The organism is Bacillus sp. FSL K6-1012, assembly GCF_037964915.1.
Lineage (GTDB): Bacteria > Bacillota > Bacilli > Bacillales > Bacillaceae > Bacillus > Bacillus halotolerans.
This window is the reverse complement of sequence record NZ_CP150175.1, coordinates 1,612,756-1,629,271: the sequence shown is the minus strand read 5'-3', so window position 1 is coordinate 1,629,271 and position 16,516 is coordinate 1,612,756. Positions and strand designations below refer to the sequence as shown.

Genomic DNA, 16,516 nt, shown 5'->3' with positions numbered 1-16,516 from the left:
ACAAGCCCTTACTTAAGCATATGCACGGCGTCTATAAACATGTCACCGCGTTCTTCAAATGTTTTGAATTGATCCCAGCTCGCACACGCAGGTGAAAGCAGAATGACATCTCCTTCATTTGAGAGCGCAAACGCCGCAGATACTGCTTGTTCAACATTATCGACACGTTTGACATGTTGTATTCCCAGCTCATTTCCGAGCTGTTCAAGTTTCGGTGCTGTCTGTCCGAATGTAAGCACCGCTTTGACATGCTTCATGTAAGGCTTTAAGTCATCAAAGCCGTTTCCGCGATCCAGTCCGCCTGCAAGCAGAATGACAGGTTTTTCAAAAGCCGAAAGCGCCTTGCTTGTCGCCAAAACGTTTGTTGCTTTGCTGTCATTATAAAACTTACGGTTCTTCACCGTTGTGACATACTGGAGACGGTGCTTGACGCCGGTAAAGCTTGTCAGCACTTTTTTGATGGCCTCGTTGGACGCTCCAGCCGTTTTCACTGCCGCAATCGCGGCTAAAATGTTCTCCAGATTATGCGCACCTGGCAGCACAACCTCTTCCAGAGGAAGAATAGCTTCGCCGCTGTACATAATCATGCCGTCTTTTACATAAGCGCCGTGTTCAAGCTGTTTGTGTACTGAAAAAGGAACAATTCCGGCTTCTCCGGCTTCAGCCAGGCGCACGACTGTTTCATCATCCTGATTGACAATTGCTTTATCTGAAGCTTTCTGATGCAGATACACTTTCTGTTTCGCTTTTTCATAGTTTTCTCTCGTATGATGATAATCCAGATGGGCATCAAACACGTTTAAAATCAGGCTGATTTCAGGCCTGAAGTCGTGCGTTCCCATCAGCTGAAATGACGAAAGTTCCGTTACGATCCATTCATCTCCATCAGCGTGATAGGCAACCTCACTTGCGACTGTACCGATGTTTCCGGCGATCAGCGCCTTTTGAGAGTCTGCCTTCAGCATTTCATAAATCAGCGTTGTCGTTGTCGTTTTTCCGTTCGATCCGGTAATCCCGATAAATTTGGCATTAGTCAGATGGTAGGCAAGCTCAATTTCTGTCCAAATCGGGATGCCTCTTTTTTCTGCTTCCTGAACCATAATATTTTCATATGGAATTCCCGGGTTTTTGATCAGTACAGTAATCTGATGCTGATCAAACAGAGAAACAGGGTGCTCTCCGCAGACAACTTCGACCCCTTTTTCAGAAAGTTTCTGGGCTGGTTCGTTCTCATCAAAAGGCTTTTGGTCGTTGACTGTAACATAAACACCTTTTTCATGAAGAATAGACGCCGCCGCAAACCCGCTTTTCGCGAGCCCAAGGACTAAAAAATGCTGATTTTGCAAAAATAGATCGTTTTCCACTTATAACCACACCTCGATGTAAATTCCTAATACGGCAAGCAAAAGTCCCGCAGCCCAAAATGTTACAACAACTCTCCATTCAGACCACCCGACAAGCTCATAATGGTGGTGAAGCGGACTCATTTTAAAGATTCGTTTACCTGTCGTTTTAAAGCTGATGACCTGCAGAATAACGGATAATGTCTCAATGACGAATACACCGCCGATAATGACCAGCAGGATTTCTAATTTCGTTAAAATGGCAATGGTGACGATTGCTCCTCCCAATGCAAGTGATCCTGTATCTCCCATAAACACTTTGGCTGGATGCGCATTGAATACCAGGAAGCCCAGCACCGCTCCGACAACCGCGACTGAGAAAATAGCAACATCATATTGGGATTGATTCCAAGCCAGGATGGCAAAGGCGCCAAAAGCAATAGCTGCCGTCCCTGATAATAAACCGTCAAGACCGTCAGTCAGGTTGACGGCGTTTGATCCGCCGACAAGCATAAATAGCACAAGGATAAAGTAAGCCCATCCAAGATCAAATGACAGATCAGTCCCAGGAATGCGGATATCCGTCGCAAAATTGTAGTAATGATACACCGCATAAAACACAATTGCGATGATAATTTGTCCGATCAGTTTTTGCTTTGACGTCAGACCAAGATTTCGTTTCATTACGACTTTGATGTAATCATCCAAAAAGCCGAGTAAACCGTAACCGATCGTGACAAACAGCAGCAGGAACATTTCCGGACTTATTTCTGAAAACTTCTGTGTCATCACAATAGTTGTCACAATGATAGACAGTATGATCATGACTCCGCCCATTGTCGGTGTCCCTGATTTTTTCTGGTGTGATTTCGGTCCCTCTTCTCTAATACTCTGGCCGAATTTTAATCTTCTTAAAAACGGAATAAGAATCGGAGAGAGCAGAACACTGATTAAAAAACCCATTAAAATTGTAAACAGAATGACTTGCTCAAGCATTGTCCTTTTCTCCTCCTGTTTCTTTCAAACGACATACGTAGTTATCATATTCATGATTTTTTTCCATATGAAAAATCTTTTCAAGCCCCATCATTCAATAACATCTCTTTCCTATGAATTCGTCTTATTTTTATTCAGTTCGACAATCGCTCTTGCTGCCACTTCAGCATCGTCAAAGTCAAAGGTTTCGTTCCCAATCTGCTGATAGGTTTCATGGCCTTTCCCGGCAATGAGGACAACGTCGCCTTTTTTGGCGTTGGCAATGGCAAAGAAGATCGCCTGCTCGCGATTTGCAATGCTGTGGTAGTATTCGTTCTCTACCCCTGCTTCCATATCTCTTAAAATGGCACGCGGATCTTCGCTTCTTGGATTATCTGAAGTGAAAATCGGTTCGTCAGCCAGCTCAACAGCGATTTTCGCCATTTTCGGGCGTTTCGTCTTATCTCTGTCTCCGCCGCAGCCGACAACAACAAAAAGCTTTCCTTCCGCCATGTCTCTGCATGTCTTCAGCACGTTTTCAAGGCTGTCCGGCGTATGCGCGTAATCAACAATAACCGGAAACTCCTGCTGCTGATTAACCAGTTCAAAACGGCCTCTTACGCCATGCAATTCTTCCACAGCTTCTGTAATGGTTTCAAACGGAATGCCTGCCGCAATACATGTCGTAACAGCCGCGAGCACGTTATACACGTTAAACTGTCCAACGAGAGACATCGTGATGTGCTTAGTGCCTTTGTTCGTCACCAGTTCAAAACTTGTGCCCTGTGCAGTAGTTTTGATATCTTTCGCCATTACATCAGCATTGTTTTTAATTCCATATGTAGAAATATGTGCCGCAGTGACCTTTTCAAAATAAGCGCTTGCCTCATCATCCGCGTTTAAAACAGCCCGTTTTGGATTTTCATGGTTGAATGCCCCGCCAAGCTGAGAAAACAGCAGGCTTTTTGCCTGTCGGTACTCATCCATCGTTTTGTGATAGTCAAGATGATCCTGTGTTAAGTTCGTAAACACGGCAATGTCATAATCACAGCCGTGAACCCGTCCCAGTGACAAAGCGTGAGAAGAAACCTCCATGATGGCCGTGTCGACATGCTTGTCATTCATTTTTTTAAATGTTTGCTGCAACGTGACGCTTTCCGGTGTCGTGTTTTTAACAGGAAGTGTTTCGTCATCGATTTTAATGTACATCGTGCCGATTAAGCCTGTTCGTTTCCCCGCTTTTTTGAGAATCTCATCAACCATATGGGTCGTTGATGTTTTTCCGTTTGTGCCCGTTATTCCGATCAGCTGCAGTTTCTTTGTCGGCTGTCCGTAAAACGCATCAGACAAAACGCTGAGCGCCCGCAGTGACTGCCGGACAATGATGACAGGCACATCCACATCGAGCTCCTTTTCAGCCACAATAGCCGCTGCGCCGTTTTCAACTGCTTTTTGCGCAAAATCATGGCCATCTACCGTATACCCTTTTACACATACAAAAAGACTCCCTTTCTTTACTTCCCTGGAGTCCATCTCAATTGAAGTTATTTCAGGGTCTTGTGAGTCATTTACAGAAGGTTCGGTTGTTAAGTATGTAAGCAGCTTTGTAAGTTTCATCGTATCAAACCTCTCAACATTCTATTCGTTCTTTTTATCATTGAAGTCACATCAAATGATGTGATAATGACTTTTAAGCATACAGTTCATATTTTAGCGTAAAAAAAAGGATACATCCAGCTAATCTTGAAAGATATCAGCATTTTTCTGCAATAAAATAATAGGCAGCCCGAATTAATCGGCTGCCTCCTTTTCATCTTCTTCAGTCAAATAAACACGTATCTTAGAGCCCTCTTTTACTTTTGTTCCTGCAGCTGGTGATTGTTTGACGATTTTGCTTCCTTTTCCGGAAGCATCTATATTCAGATTCACCAAAAGTGACTCAAGATCTGAGACAGACATCCCTACAACATTCGGAACTTCTATTGTTTTTGTGTCGTTCCATTGGTATTTTTTTTCGATTTGATTTTTCCTAGGCTTAACACCAAGCTCCGGCAGGCTGTCTCTCATGATACTTCCCACAATAGGCGCTGCAACGGTTCCGCCAAACTGAATCGTGCCTTTCGGGTTATCCACCGCGACATAGACGACAAGACTCGGGTCGTCAGCCGGTGCGAAACCGATAAATGATACAATATGGTTGTTTTCGAGGTATTTTCCATCTTTAACCTTTTGTGCTGTTCCTGTTTTTCCGCCGACACGATAGCCTTCGACAAACGCATTGCGTCCGGTGCCTTCTGCAACGACGCTTTCTAAAGCATAGCGGATTTGTTTTGATGTTTCCTTAGAAATGACTTGTTTCTTGGCGATTGGCGATTGTTTTTTGACAGTTTTTTTGGTTACCGGATCAAGCCACTCTTTTGCTATATAAGGTGTGTAGAGCGTGCCGCCGTTAACAGCGGCAGAAACGGCTGCAACCTGCTGAATCGGCGTGACGGATACTCCCTGTCCGAAGGCGGTTGTCGCTTGCTCAACCGGGCCTACTCTGTCAAGCGGAAATAAAATCCCTGTTCCTTCACCCTGCAGGTCAATCCCGGTTTTTTGGCCAAATCCAAAGCCTTTTATATATTTGAATAGCTTTTCTTTGCCCAATCTCTCGCCCAATTCAACGAAGCCGGGGTTACAGGAGTTTTGCACAACTTCAAGGTACGTTTGCAGTCCGTGGCCGCCCCTTTTCCAACAGCGCAGTCTTGCTCCGTCTACTTCTGCATGCCCTTTATCATAAAATTGGTCACGTTTCAGGTTGACTTTCTGCTCCTCCAGAGCCGCCGCAAGTGTAATAATCTTAAAGGTAGAACCCGGCTCGTATGTGCTCCATACAGGGAGATTCCGATTGTAAACGGACGGGTCAACAGATTGGTAATCAGCCGGATCAAAGTCAGGTCTGCTTGCCATTCCAAGTATTTCTCCGTTTTTCGGATTCATTGCGACTGCAATCATACCGTCTGGATGATATTTAGCTTCAGCATTATCAAGCTCTCGTTCCATTATGGTTTGCACCTTCGAATCCACAGTCAGCTTCATATCGAGTCCATCCTTAGGAGGCGTGTAGTCATCCGCTTCATCGGGCATTTTCTTCCCTTTGGCATCTGTATAAAACTTAACAGAGCCTTTTTCTCCTTTTAAATCATCATCATAATAGGCTTCAAGCCCAAGAAGTCCTTGGTTATCAATACCGGCAAACCCAAGCACATGAGATAAAAAGCTGCCGAACGGATAATGGCGGATACTATCCTCCGCTACATACACCCCTTTTAAATCGAGCGCTTTGATTTCTTTTGCCTTCTCATTTGAAATTTTTCTCCCTTCTGGCGTAATCTTTTCTATCGATGCTTTTTTCGTGACGTGCTTATATACTTTTTCTTCAGACATATTTAACACCGCAGCCAGCTGTTTGCTCGTTTTCAGCGGATTCTGGACTTGGCGCGGCACGACAAATACGGTCGGTGCACTTTTATTTGTGGCAAGCTTAACGCCGTTCCGATCAAGGATCTCTCCCCGTTCCGGCTCAAACGGCAGGTTCCGGCTCCAAGAATCCTTCGCCAGAGAAGTCAGTTTCTCTCCCATGACAAACTGAACATACCCCAGCCTTGTATCAATGATCAGAAATACGATCACTCCAAAAAGCAAAACAAATAATAAACGTTTTCTAACCGTTACATTCGAGACGCGCAAGGCACCGTTCACTCCTTATTTAGGCTTGTTTCATTTTATGCCTGCGTGTGGACAGGTAGAACGGCGCTCCTCTTTGGAGATATAAAAAAAGAAAGCTCACCCAACGGGGTAAGCTTTCTTTCTATTTAATCAGGATTCTTAAACTTCACCTTGATCACGGTTCCGTCTTTTATTTCTTTGTCCTTCTTAACGCTTTGGCTCACAGCGTAACCTTGTCCGCTCACTTCAATATGAATTCCTGCCAAATCGCCGTATTGAAGAACCTCTCTTCTCGACCAGCCTGTCATATCAGGCATTTTTATTTTGCCCCCCGTTTTCAGGAAAACCTTCTGATTGGTCAAAACTTCCTCACCCGCTTTTGGATATTGCTCTTTTACTGCAATATCACTTCCGATCACAATCGGTGTGAGGTTTTCGTCTTTCGCTTTCTTTTGAGCACCTGTTACAGTTTGATCTGTTAAGTCAGGCATCGCCTGCGCTTTCGTTTCTTCCTTATTTGAATCAGACGTTTCAGTCGGTTCAATGTTCAGATAATGCAAACTGTTTTTCATTGTCGGATTGAAAATTTCAGATACTGGATTAGAACCTGTTTCATCATTTTCTAATTGCGGCTGCTGTACTGCAACATAGATCAGCAGCTCAGGATCATCTTTAGGCGCCATTCCCATTACGGAAAATACGTAATTATCGCGTCCAGATAGATAACCGTTTTGTCCGGCAATTTGCGCTGTTCCGGTTTTAACAGCCACATCAAAACCTTCAATTTTATATGGCTGTCCAGTACCGATATCAGATGTAACGACATCACCTAAAATATTACGAACCTTTTTAGCGGTATCCGCAGAAATTGGGGTACCGGCGGACTGAGGTTTATTTTGATAAATGGTTTTTTTCTTGTCAGGATCAACAATATGGTCTATGACATAGGGTTTCATCATTTTACCGTCATTTGCTATTGCAGTTGCAGCCTGCAACTGTTGAATTGGTGTAACAGCAGAGGCTTGGCCATATGCAGTCGATGCTTTGTCAAATTCATATTTAAAATTCATTTTACTTGATACTTCACCCGGCAAGTCAATGCCTGTTTTTTGATAGAAATTGAACTTATGAAGATACTCATTAAACCGGGAATAGCCCAATTTTTCATTAGCCAGTTTGGCAAAAGCAACATTTGAAGACCTTACAACACCGTCATGATACGTTGTTGGCCCCCAGCCTACACCATCATTATGGTCTTTTACAGGTTCTCCGCCAACTTTATATGTTCCGGACTTGTACTTTTCATTGCCGTTATACACATTCTCCTGTATCGCAGCTGCAAGTGTAAAGATCTTCATTGTCGACCCGGGCTCATACGCATATGAAATCAAATCGTTATAATAATTCGTCACATCGCGCGTATTCGGGTCAAAGCTTGGACGCTGCCCCATGGCTAGCACTTTGCCCGTTTTCGGATCAACAACTGCGGCCATGACTTTTTTCGGTTTATACTTTTCCGCCACTTTTGTCATACTGTCTTCTAAAAAGGTTTGAATTTTCTGGTCAATGGTTAAATAAACATTGTCACCATTTTTTGGCGCTGTAATTTTATTTTTGCTGTTCGGGAGCTCCCAGCCGGATTTGTCACTTTCGTATGTTACGTATCCGTCCCGCTCCTTCAAATACTGATCCAGCACTTTTTCTAAGCCCATCGCGCCCGTAATTTCATTTGTTTTTTGGTCAACCTCGGCATAGCCGATTAAGTTGGACGCAAATATTCCGTTCGGATAGTACCGCTTTGTATCGCGCAAAAATGAAATTCCCGGAAGTTTCAGCTTTTCGATTTTCTGTTTTTGGGAATAGGTAATATCCCGGCCTGCTGATCCGAACTCAACTTGTTTTGCACCCTTCTTATTTAAGATATCAAGGATTTCAGCCTTGTCCAAATCTATCACTTTAGACAGTTCTTCCGCTGTTTTTTCCTTGTTCTGGACATGCTGCGGATGCTTTTTGTCAGTTGTCATTTTTTCATCAAGAACAGCGATCAGCTTATACGTAGCTGTATCCTCAGCAATCACTTTTCCATTTCTGTCTAAAATGGAGCCCCGGCTCGCTTCGATTGTCCGTTTCTTTTCATGCTGCTCTGTCGCTTTTGTCGCAAGCACTTCACCGTCGGCTTTTCCGGTTATTTGAATATATGCCATTCTCCCAAGGATGACAAAGAAAAAGAGAGCGAAACAAATACTTAGAATCGCCGCTCCTCTGTTCATAAATTTATTCTTTTTTGGCATTTGAATCATTCCTGTATGTTTTTCACTTTTTTATCTTTTAAATTCAAGCCGTTCTTTTTCGCAATATCCATAATGCGCTGCGGCTTGCTTAAATCAGCAACGCTTTTTTCGAGGTCACCAATCTGCTTGTTTTCGGAAGAAATTTGCTCCTCAAGCTTTTGCACCTCTATATTTGTTTGGTAAGCCGCATATGCCTTCGATACGATCAAAAGCGATACGCTCAGCACTGCCGCAGCGAAGAGGACGAGAAGCACCTTTTCTCCGAGTGTAATGGAAGCCCTTTTCTTGACAATCACTTTTTTCTCAGGACTGATCGCATGCCGTTGCTGTTTCTCTGGTTGATAAGCTAAATTGCTCATAGGCTGATGACCTCCTTTTAAGTTTGCGTTCGCGTATTGTTATTTTCTTTTTTCAGCAATTCGAAGCTTCGCAGAACGAGCACGATTGTTTTCTGCCAACTCTTCTTCAGATGCCGTGATCGGTTTTCTTGTGATAAGCTTGAGATCCGGTTCAAACTCTTCCGGTATAACAGGAAGACCCGGAGGAAGTTCCGGAAGTGACGACTTCTCTTTAAACGTAGATTTACAAATTCTGTCCTCAAGTGAGTGGAAGGTAATCACTGATACCCTGCCCCCCGGCTTTAACACGTCAATCGCTTGCTCCAAAGCCTCTTCAAAAACCTTCAGTTCATCGTTCACAGCAATTCTGATTGCCTGAAACACGCGTTTTGCGGGATGTCCTCCGCTCCTTCTGGCCGGGGCGGGAATCGCGTCTTTTATTAGATCGACCAGTTGGCCCGTAGTTTGAATAGGAGATTTGCTTCTTGCCTCCTCTATTTTTCTGGCGATCTGTTTGCTGAACTTCTCTTCACCGTATTTAAAGAAAATACGGACAAGATCCTCATAGCGCCACTCATTTACGACCTCTTTCGCCGTAAGCGTGGCCGACTGGTCCATCCTCATGTCCAAAGGTGCGTCATGATGGTAACTGAATCCTCTTTCCGGTGTATCCAGCTGCGGGGAAGACACCCCTAAATCAAATAAAATACCGTCTACTTCAATAATGCCGTGTTCATGTAAACATTCTTTTAAATACCTAAAGTTGCTTTTAATCAGAATAAGCTGTCCTTGATAATCGGACAACGCTTCTTCTGCATGCTGTAATGCCGTGTCATCTTGGTCAAAAGCGATTAAACGCCCTTTCTCTGATAACTGCTGTAATAAATATGTACTGTGCCCAGCTCCGCCGAGTGTGCAGTCTACATATGTACCGTCCGGTTTAATATTTAGGCCGTCAACGGTTTCACGAAGAAGTACTGTCTTGTGTTGAAACATTTGTGTTGGTCCCACCTTTTATCAGGATGAATTGAAATTGTTTTTAGAGTGTTATACACGAAGATTCATTATATATCAAACCCAATCATGTTTTCAGCAATTTCAGCGAATGAATCTTCTTGCTCTTCTGTGTATTGTTCCCAAATTACTTTACTCCACAATTCAATTCGATTCGAAACCCCGATAACAACACATTCTTTTTCCAGTTTTGCGTAATTCAATAGAGATGATGCGATATTCACCCTGCCCTGCTTGTCCAGTTCGCATTCTGTCGCACCTGAAAAGAAAAAACGGGTAAATGCGCGGGCATCTTTTTTTGTGAGAGGAAGAGCTTTTAGTTTTTCTTCAATCTGTTTCCACTCGTGCATAGGGTAGCCGAAGAGACATTGATCAAGTCCTCTTGTCAGCACAAACTGCTCACCGAGGCCTTCTCTGAATTTAGCGGGTACGATCATGCGGCCTTTCGCATCGATTGTATGCTGGTATTCACCCATAAACATGATCTTTTGCCCCACTTTCTCTCCTTAACTCACCACTATCCACCACTTCTCTCCACAACTTCATTTTACACTGTTTATACATAAAAAAAAACCCTGAACTATTCAGGGTTCTTTAAAACTTTATTTCAAAGTTTGACAACTTGATGTTGATTTTGAAAAGAAAATGGCAGATTCTTGAATGATGTGAAGAATTTTGGACCGTACCTGTTTAAATAATACATGATATTCCAAATTCGCTCTTGCGGTGCGAGCAGCGGTTTAATGCTATTTTGGATTCTCTCATAATCCCTTAAGACATAGCCTTCTTTTTCTTCAATTCGTTTTGTCACTGTACGCTCTAAAAACTGAAGCTGATCCTGAATAAACGCCGCGTTCTTCAGGAGCAAAGGCTCCATGCTCTGATCAACCTTAAGCGCTTCCTGCCGGACGGTTTTATGAATGGCTTCAATCTGGTTTTTTGCTTGCTCAATCACCGCGGTAAACTCTTCCGGAATCTGGTGTTCAAAGTATTTTTCTTTTTGGTTTTCCGTCCCGCCTTCTATCGCCTCTTGTAATGATATCTTTCGTTCAACCAGTTTTTTCTCAATATGGCGCTCGACTATCGTGATGTTCAGCCTCGGCATAACAGGAGGCATTTTAAAGCCCATCACTGCAAAAGCCTGTTTGAGCTCACCCCAATAGTTGATTTCACCGGGGCCCGCGATAAATGCCAAGGTAGGAATCAAAAATTCCTGCATTAACGGTCTCGTTACAACATTATTGCTGAAGCGTTCAGGATGTTCTTCCATATGCGTATAAAGTTCATCCATCGACCATGCCAGATCAAGCTCCTTAATCACAAAGCGGCCGTTGTCCTTCTCAATTAAAAAGCGTTCCTCTTCATATTCATAAAACAGATTTGCCTGCTCTTTTCCAGACTCGATAATCGGCTTGTAGCCCGCTCCGCGCATGAAGTCCTGCTGTTTAGAAACAGCGTGTGCAAGTTCATCATTGTCACGGAGGATCTTTTGGAACATGGCGGTTTCCAGCTTTTTAATTCCCGGGTCTCCGGAATTTAACAATACTAAGCCTTCCTCTTGAAACAGATCCGCAATCAGCTGTTCAAAGAAATCAGTAAACGTAACAGATTCCCTTAAACATCGTTTCACATGTTCTAGAAGTGTGTTCGTATGGTCTGTTTCTTCAAAAGCCGCAAACACATCGTCTATCCATGCGGCGCATTTGTCTTGGTCAAGCGGTGTGTTGGCGGCAGATGACTTTTTCCAGTAAGACTGCGGTAGCTTTTTTTTCACCGGACCGCTTTCTTCTGACGTGTGGACAAAATTAATTTCATCCAAATCATGGTCTTCTCCGGCAACCCAAAAGATCGGTACAACAGGCACTTGCAGCTGTTCTTCCTTTTCCTTTGCTAAAACAATAATTGAGATGATTTTATGTATGGTGTAAAGCGGTCCTGTTAAAAGCCCTGCCTGCTGTCCGCCGACAACAGCAACACTTGACGGATCCTTCAGCTTCTCAATAGAATGCTGCATGGCGCTTGAGCCGAATTTGTTGTGATAAGAGGATAAATAGGCTGTCAATTCCTCTCTTGCGAAAACCCGCGAGGATAAACCTTTCAGTCTTTCTTGCCACATATCCTTATGATGAATGCTGTAATCAAAAAAAGAAGACATTTCTTCTTTACCATCTATATAGTGCTGTACAAACACATTCTGATTTTTGATGGAAAGTTCAGTTAGCTGCATCTTCTAGAACTTCCTTTCTCCAATAAATAGTTAGTTATCCGAAATGAGTATAGCATGTTACCAGAAAAGCTCAAAAGACTTTGTTTGGGTTTCGCTCCAAAGCTTTGATGCTGCCATGTAAAAACGCAAGGTGAACAGCGTCGCGGCCTTGAAGCTGTGCTTCTTTCAGCAAATATCCGAGGATGGCGTCAGCCTCCGTCTGCCGTCCGGCGGCCACATCGACCAGCATGGAAGAGCGATTGTCTTTCGTTTGCTCACAAACTGCACGTACACGCTCCCAGGCCGCCTCTTCATCTTCCAGCCGCAAAATGCTGCACGCCTCTTGAAAAACGAGCTTCATATAAGAAAAATAAGCAGGCACAGTCAACAGCTCTCCATTTTTCACACGCAGCAGCGCAGTTAACGGATTGATGCAGGCGTTTACGATCAGCTTGCCCGTCAGCAGGCGATACCAATCCATCTCATAGCGAATTGGGAATTCGGAATGGTTATGCTGAAGCACCGCGTTCAGGAGATCTGTTTCAGCTTGCTTGAACGCGCTCCATTTTATCGCACCAATGCCTGTATGTTCAACGGCTGTATCCGATTTCCTTACAGCTCCGTGCTCAACAACCCCAACATAAACGGAATGGTCAGCACCCCAGTCTTTAAGGCCGTGTATATGGCCCATACCGTTTTGCAAAAATAAAATATTTGTTTTTTTGATTCGTTCAAGCATCGGGAAAACAGTCTGAAGCTGATGCTGTTTCACTGTCACGACAAGAAGGTCAAAACATGAATCAATAGCTGTGCCCGCGCTGCAATGAGCATTGAACGCTTTTCCGGCTTTATAAAGCTGAATCCCTTCCGATTGAATCGCTGCGGCCTGTTCATCCCGCCTTGTCAAAACAGTCACCTCATGATCCAAAGATAAATAATAGGCACATAAAAGACCGACGGAGCCCCCGCCGATAATTCCAATTTTCATGATGTCACACCCAATTTAACATTTACGTATTATCATAGCAGAAGTATGAAAAAAATACTTCACAGAGATTTCAAAACACTTAAATTAAAGTTTAAATATTTGGATTTTTTAAATAAAGCGTTTACAATATATGTAGAGAACAACAAAGGGGGAGATTAATTTGATTAAGGTAGAACGTCTGCTCGTCAACTATAAAACGCTTGAAGAATTCAAGAAATTCAAAGAATACGGTATACAAGAGCTCTCAATGCTTGAAGATCTTCAAGATAATATCATTGAAAATGACAGCACTTCGCCTTTTTATGGGATTTATTTCGGGGATAAACTGGTAGCGCGAATGAGTCTGTATCAAGTTAATGGCAAATCAAATCCTTACTTCGACCAACATCAGGATTACTTAGAGCTTTGGAAGCTTGAGGTCCTTCCAGGTTATCAAAACAGGGGCTACGGTACAGCATTGGTTGAATTCGCCAAATCATTCAGAATGCCGATTCGAACAAATTCTCGGATTAAATCAGCAGAGTTTTTTAGTAAAATGAACTTTGAACCAGTCAAATATGACATGGCGCGGGACAAAGGGGAAAACCCGCTCATCTGGCATCCGGATATGGATGGTGAAATGACACCGGGTGAATCAGCATAAACATGAAACAACCGGCCTTTGATGACTCTAGGGCCGGTTCATTTGAGGGTTCATTACGTTTCTTGAGCTGTTTTTTTCAGTCTCCCGTCTTCTTTCGAAACAACCATTTTTCTGGCTCGATCCATAATATCGATCAGTGCCTTGTAGTCCTCTTCTGTCATCTCCAGCTGGTTTCTCAATGTTTGGTTTTCACTCCGTAAATCCTCAAGTTCTTTTTGCAGCGACTGAATTTGCTCCTTCATTTTTTCCTTTTCAACGTGGAATTCTTGCGCGGACGGCGCTTCTTTAAACTGTTCGAGAAACTCAATCACATCCTGAATGGACAAATCTCTTTTCCCCTCTGAAGCTGCCGGGGCAGCCTGCTTGACGGAATTCGGCATATTGACGGAATGAACCCCAATTTGTTTCCTTAGTTCTTTCCGCTGTTTTTTTGCCAGTTCTATGCCTGATTGGTATTGCTTTCTCACATAAGAGTTCCACCTGAATCCGCAGGCAGCGGCTGTTCTGGTCAGTGCCCTTCCGACCTCCTCAAAGGCAGAAAGCTGTGTTCCGCCCTCGCGAATATGACGAAGCACTACTTCTGCCAGCAGCAAATCCTCATCCTGTGTCCAAGCATCTTGTCTTGTAATGGTCAAATCAATCTCCCTCCATGTCAGCTTATTTATCTCATACATATGCCGGTAATAGATTAGATAGACTATTTGCACTCACAAATTTTCTCAAGCTGACAGGAAGAAAAAAAGAAAAAGCGCAGGGTTTTCACCCTGCGCTTTTCTTATTAGTTACTTTTTACATTTATGTCTTTGCCGTTGTATGATCCGCATGCTTTGCATACACGGTGAGACAATTTCATCTCTCCGCATGACGGACATTCTGTCATACCAGGTACATTAAGTTTGAAATGTGTACGGCGCAATCTTTTTTTCATTTTAGAAGTTCTTCTAAAAGGTACAGCCATTATTCCCACCTCCTTAAAGAGTTAAGATTCATCATCTTGTTTTAAGAGCTTTTCAAGGGCTGCAAGTCTCGGATCGACTTTGTTCTTCTTGTCTTCCTCTGAAATGACTTGCCAGTCCTTTCCTTCTTGAGGAGCAGCTCCTTTTTCTTGTTCAGATTCACAAAAGATTTGCATAGGGATTTCTAAAAGAATTTCTTCTTTCACGATCGGAGTTAAGTCGATAGTATCGTCCTCAACAGTGTGAACGTCATCATCTTCTATATCATCCGTCTGATGAAATATAAACAGTTCTTTTGTCGAAATTGTAAATGGATACGGAACATCAACGAGTGTTCTTGAGCATGGCAAAATCATTTCGCCTGAGATCGTAAAATCAAACGAAACCTGCTTAGATTTGATATCCGCTCTGCCTTTCACCCTTACAGGAGAAATGCGGCGAATGTCAGAATTCAGCTTTGTCAGCTCATGTAACTCAACTGTCTCATCAAACTCAAAACTCGGTTTTTTCATTTGATGCAACTGATAAATCGTCCATTTCATTTGTATCACCTCAGGAAAGCAACAAACATGATTATAGCTTTTAAGAATGTTTTTGTCAATATTTTTTCTTTACAGCATAATGCTGCCAGCCAAGCATCGTTGACAGCTGAATATACTATGCATACACTTAAATCAAAAAAGACGTAAGAGTTTTCAATTGCAAATGTACCATACGTTTTTAAACATAGCAAGAAAGGCGGAAAAAATATGAAAGCTGTCGGATTGGTGGTTGAGTATAATCCCTTTCATAACGGACATCTTTATCATGCCCAAACAGCCAAGCGGCAAACCGGATGTGACACAGCTGTTGCGGTGATGAGCGGACATTTTCTGCAGCGCGGGGAGCCTGCGGTTGTATCCAAATGGGCCCGCACAAAAATGGCGCTTCAAAGCGGAGTCGACCTCGTAATCGAACTGCCTTATCTTTACGCGGTGCAAAAAGCGGAGATTTTTGCACACGGCAGCGTCTCCACTTTGAACAAACTAGGATGCGAGGCACTGTTTTTCGGGAGTGAGAACGGACAAATTGAGCCGTTTTTAGAAACCGCAAAGGTAATGGATGAGCATAAAGATTCGTTTGATCAATGTATCAAAGAAGAGCTTAAAAAGGGTGCCAGTTATCCATCTGCTGCTGCTATCGCCTTCAAATCGATTTTACATACAGAAAACGGACTTGATATGTCGAAGCCGAACAATATTTTGGGGTACCATTATGTGAAATCGATTCTTTCCGGCGGATATGAAATCAAACCCTATACGACATCGAGAATCTCCTCGGATTATCATGATGCCGACCTTCCTGATGAAGACAGCCATATCGCCAGCGCAACCAGCATCAGAAAAGCCCTGATTGAAAAGCCTTTTGAAGACTGCGTTACGTTTCTTCCCGCAGCAGCTGCATGGGAATTAGCGAATTACCGCAAGTCTTTCGGGCTGTGGCATACACCAGAAAGCTATTTTTCTTACTTGAAATATAGTCTTTCGACTCTCACAGCCTTAGAATTACAGCAAATATACGAGGTTGAGGAAGGGCTGGAGAACAGAATCCTCCGTTCAATCAGAAAAGCCAGCTCCTATCAGGAATTTATGGAGTTTCTGAAAACAAAGCGATATACGTGGACGAGGCTTCAGCGGATGAGTACACACATTTTAACGAGAACGAAAAAACAGGAGATTCACCGTCTGCTCAATGTCGAGGAGGTGCCTTATATCAGACTACTTGGGATGACGAAAAAAGGACAGGCCTTTTTATCAGAAAAGAAAAAGGAGCTGTCCGTTCCGCTTGTCAGCAAGCTGGCCTCCTTTTCCCACCCCGCTCTCGATCTCGATATTAAAGCAAGCAGAATCTACAGCCTTGCGATAGAAGAACCCCTTAGAACCGAGTTTGATTTACAAGAATACGGACATGCCCCAATACGATATGACGAGGATGAACACCGTTTTTTGAGCATATAAAAAAGCACCTGGATAGGGACGGGACTGACCGCATAAGATGAGACAAATAAAAAA

The 16,516-nt window shown here is 43.3% G+C and carries 15 protein-coding genes and 1 pseudogene; 3 read left to right on the top strand and 13 right to left on the bottom strand.

Translation table 11 applies throughout. The features are described 5' to 3' along the window. Positions 1–8: 8 nt before the first annotated feature. The 10 genes from murD to NSS75_RS08455 form a co-directional block, all read right to left on the bottom strand. A complete protein-coding gene (gene murD, locus NSS75_RS08500; protein ID WP_024121315.1) occupies positions 9–1,364 on the bottom strand; it encodes a UDP-N-acetylmuramoyl-L-alanine--D-glutamate ligase in 1,356 nt (451 codons plus the stop codon). Beyond that, entirely contained in the window at positions 1,365–2,339 is a 975-nt protein-coding gene (mraY, locus tag NSS75_RS08495; RefSeq protein ID WP_024121314.1) for a phospho-N-acetylmuramoyl-pentapeptide-transferase, read from the bottom strand. 111 nt (positions 2,340–2,450) lie between these two features. Further along, entirely contained in the window at positions 2,451–3,935 is a 1,485-nt protein-coding gene (locus tag NSS75_RS08490) for a UDP-N-acetylmuramoyl-L-alanyl-D-glutamate--2,6-diaminopimelate ligase (protein WP_024121312.1), read from the bottom strand. 174 nt (positions 3,936–4,109) lie between these two features. Continuing rightward, the gene (locus tag NSS75_RS08485; RefSeq protein ID WP_024121311.1) at positions 4,110–6,050 is read right to left on the bottom strand and encodes a stage V sporulation protein D; all 1,941 of its coding nucleotides are present in this window, start codon (positions 6,048–6,050) and stop codon (positions 4,110–4,112) included. 125 nt (positions 6,051–6,175) lie between these two features. Then, a complete protein-coding gene (pbpB, locus tag NSS75_RS08480; RefSeq protein ID WP_339236975.1) occupies positions 6,176–8,329 on the bottom strand; it encodes a penicillin-binding protein 2B in 2,154 nt (717 codons plus the stop codon). Beyond that, positions 8,326–8,679 carry a cell division protein FtsL gene (ftsL, locus tag NSS75_RS08475; protein WP_003232200.1) on the bottom strand — a complete coding sequence of 118 codons (354 nt, stop codon included), beginning with the start codon at positions 8,677–8,679 and terminating at the stop codon, positions 8,326–8,328. The genes pbpB and ftsL overlap by 4 nt, the downstream gene beginning before the upstream one ends. 39 nt (positions 8,680–8,718) lie before the next feature. Then, on the bottom strand, positions 8,719–9,654 hold the full coding sequence (gene rsmH, locus NSS75_RS08470) for a 16S rRNA (cytosine(1402)-N(4))-methyltransferase RsmH (protein ID WP_326365525.1): 936 nt from the start codon (positions 9,652–9,654) through the stop codon (positions 8,719–8,721). A gap of 68 nt (positions 9,655–9,722) precedes the next feature. Continuing rightward, the gene (mraZ, locus tag NSS75_RS08465) at positions 9,723–10,154 is read right to left on the bottom strand and encodes a division/cell wall cluster transcriptional repressor MraZ (protein ID WP_003221402.1); all 432 of its coding nucleotides are present in this window, start codon (positions 10,152–10,154) and stop codon (positions 9,723–9,725) included. A 125-nt stretch (positions 10,155–10,279) separates the two neighbouring features. Further along, positions 10,280–11,899 carry a bacillithiol biosynthesis cysteine-adding enzyme BshC gene (gene bshC, locus NSS75_RS08460; RefSeq protein ID WP_339236971.1) on the bottom strand — a complete coding sequence of 540 codons (1,620 nt, stop codon included), beginning with the start codon at positions 11,897–11,899 and terminating at the stop codon, positions 10,280–10,282. 70 nt (positions 11,900–11,969) lie between these two features. Beyond that, a complete protein-coding gene (locus NSS75_RS08455) occupies positions 11,970–12,866 on the bottom strand; it encodes a 2-dehydropantoate 2-reductase (RefSeq protein ID WP_095713789.1) in 897 nt (298 codons plus the stop codon). Positions 12,867–13,026: 160 nt separating this feature from the next. Here NSS75_RS08455 and NSS75_RS08450 point away from each other — a divergent pair, with 160 nt between their 5' ends. Next, positions 13,027–13,509: an N-acetyltransferase gene (locus tag NSS75_RS08450; protein WP_024121303.1), complete on the top strand. Its 483-nt coding sequence runs from the start codon at positions 13,027–13,029 to the stop codon at positions 13,507–13,509. Positions 13,510–13,562: 53 nt separating this feature from the next. Here the strand turns inward: NSS75_RS08450 and gerR are convergent, their stop codons facing one another. From gerR to NSS75_RS08435, 3 genes are all read right to left on the bottom strand, one after another. Then, positions 13,563–14,144 (bottom strand): sporulation-specific transcriptional regulator GerR, encoded by a 582-nt coding sequence (gerR, locus tag NSS75_RS08445; protein WP_024121302.1) that lies wholly within the window; start codon positions 14,142–14,144, stop codon positions 13,563–13,565. Between the two features lie 143 nt (positions 14,145–14,287). Further along, positions 14,288–14,467, bottom strand: a complete 180-nt coding sequence (gene rpmF, locus NSS75_RS08440; protein ID WP_003154457.1) for a 50S ribosomal protein L32 — start codon at positions 14,465–14,467, stop codon at positions 14,288–14,290. A 21-nt stretch (positions 14,468–14,488) separates the two neighbouring features. Next, the gene (locus NSS75_RS08435; protein ID WP_024121301.1) at positions 14,489–15,007 is read right to left on the bottom strand and encodes a DUF177 domain-containing protein; all 519 of its coding nucleotides are present in this window, start codon (positions 15,005–15,007) and stop codon (positions 14,489–14,491) included. Between the two features lie 27 nt (positions 15,008–15,034). Between NSS75_RS08435 and NSS75_RS08430 the strand changes: the two are divergent. Together NSS75_RS08430 and NSS75_RS08425 are read left to right on the top strand one after the other, a co-directional pair. Next, positions 15,035–15,218, top strand: a pseudogene (locus NSS75_RS08430) (hypothetical protein). After that, positions 15,215–16,462: a nucleotidyltransferase gene (locus tag NSS75_RS08425; RefSeq protein ID WP_339236965.1), complete on the top strand. Its 1,248-nt coding sequence runs from the start codon at positions 15,215–15,217 to the stop codon at positions 16,460–16,462. Before NSS75_RS08430 ends, NSS75_RS08425 begins: the two are co-directional and overlap by 4 nt. Positions 16,463–16,516 lie beyond the last annotated feature (54 nt).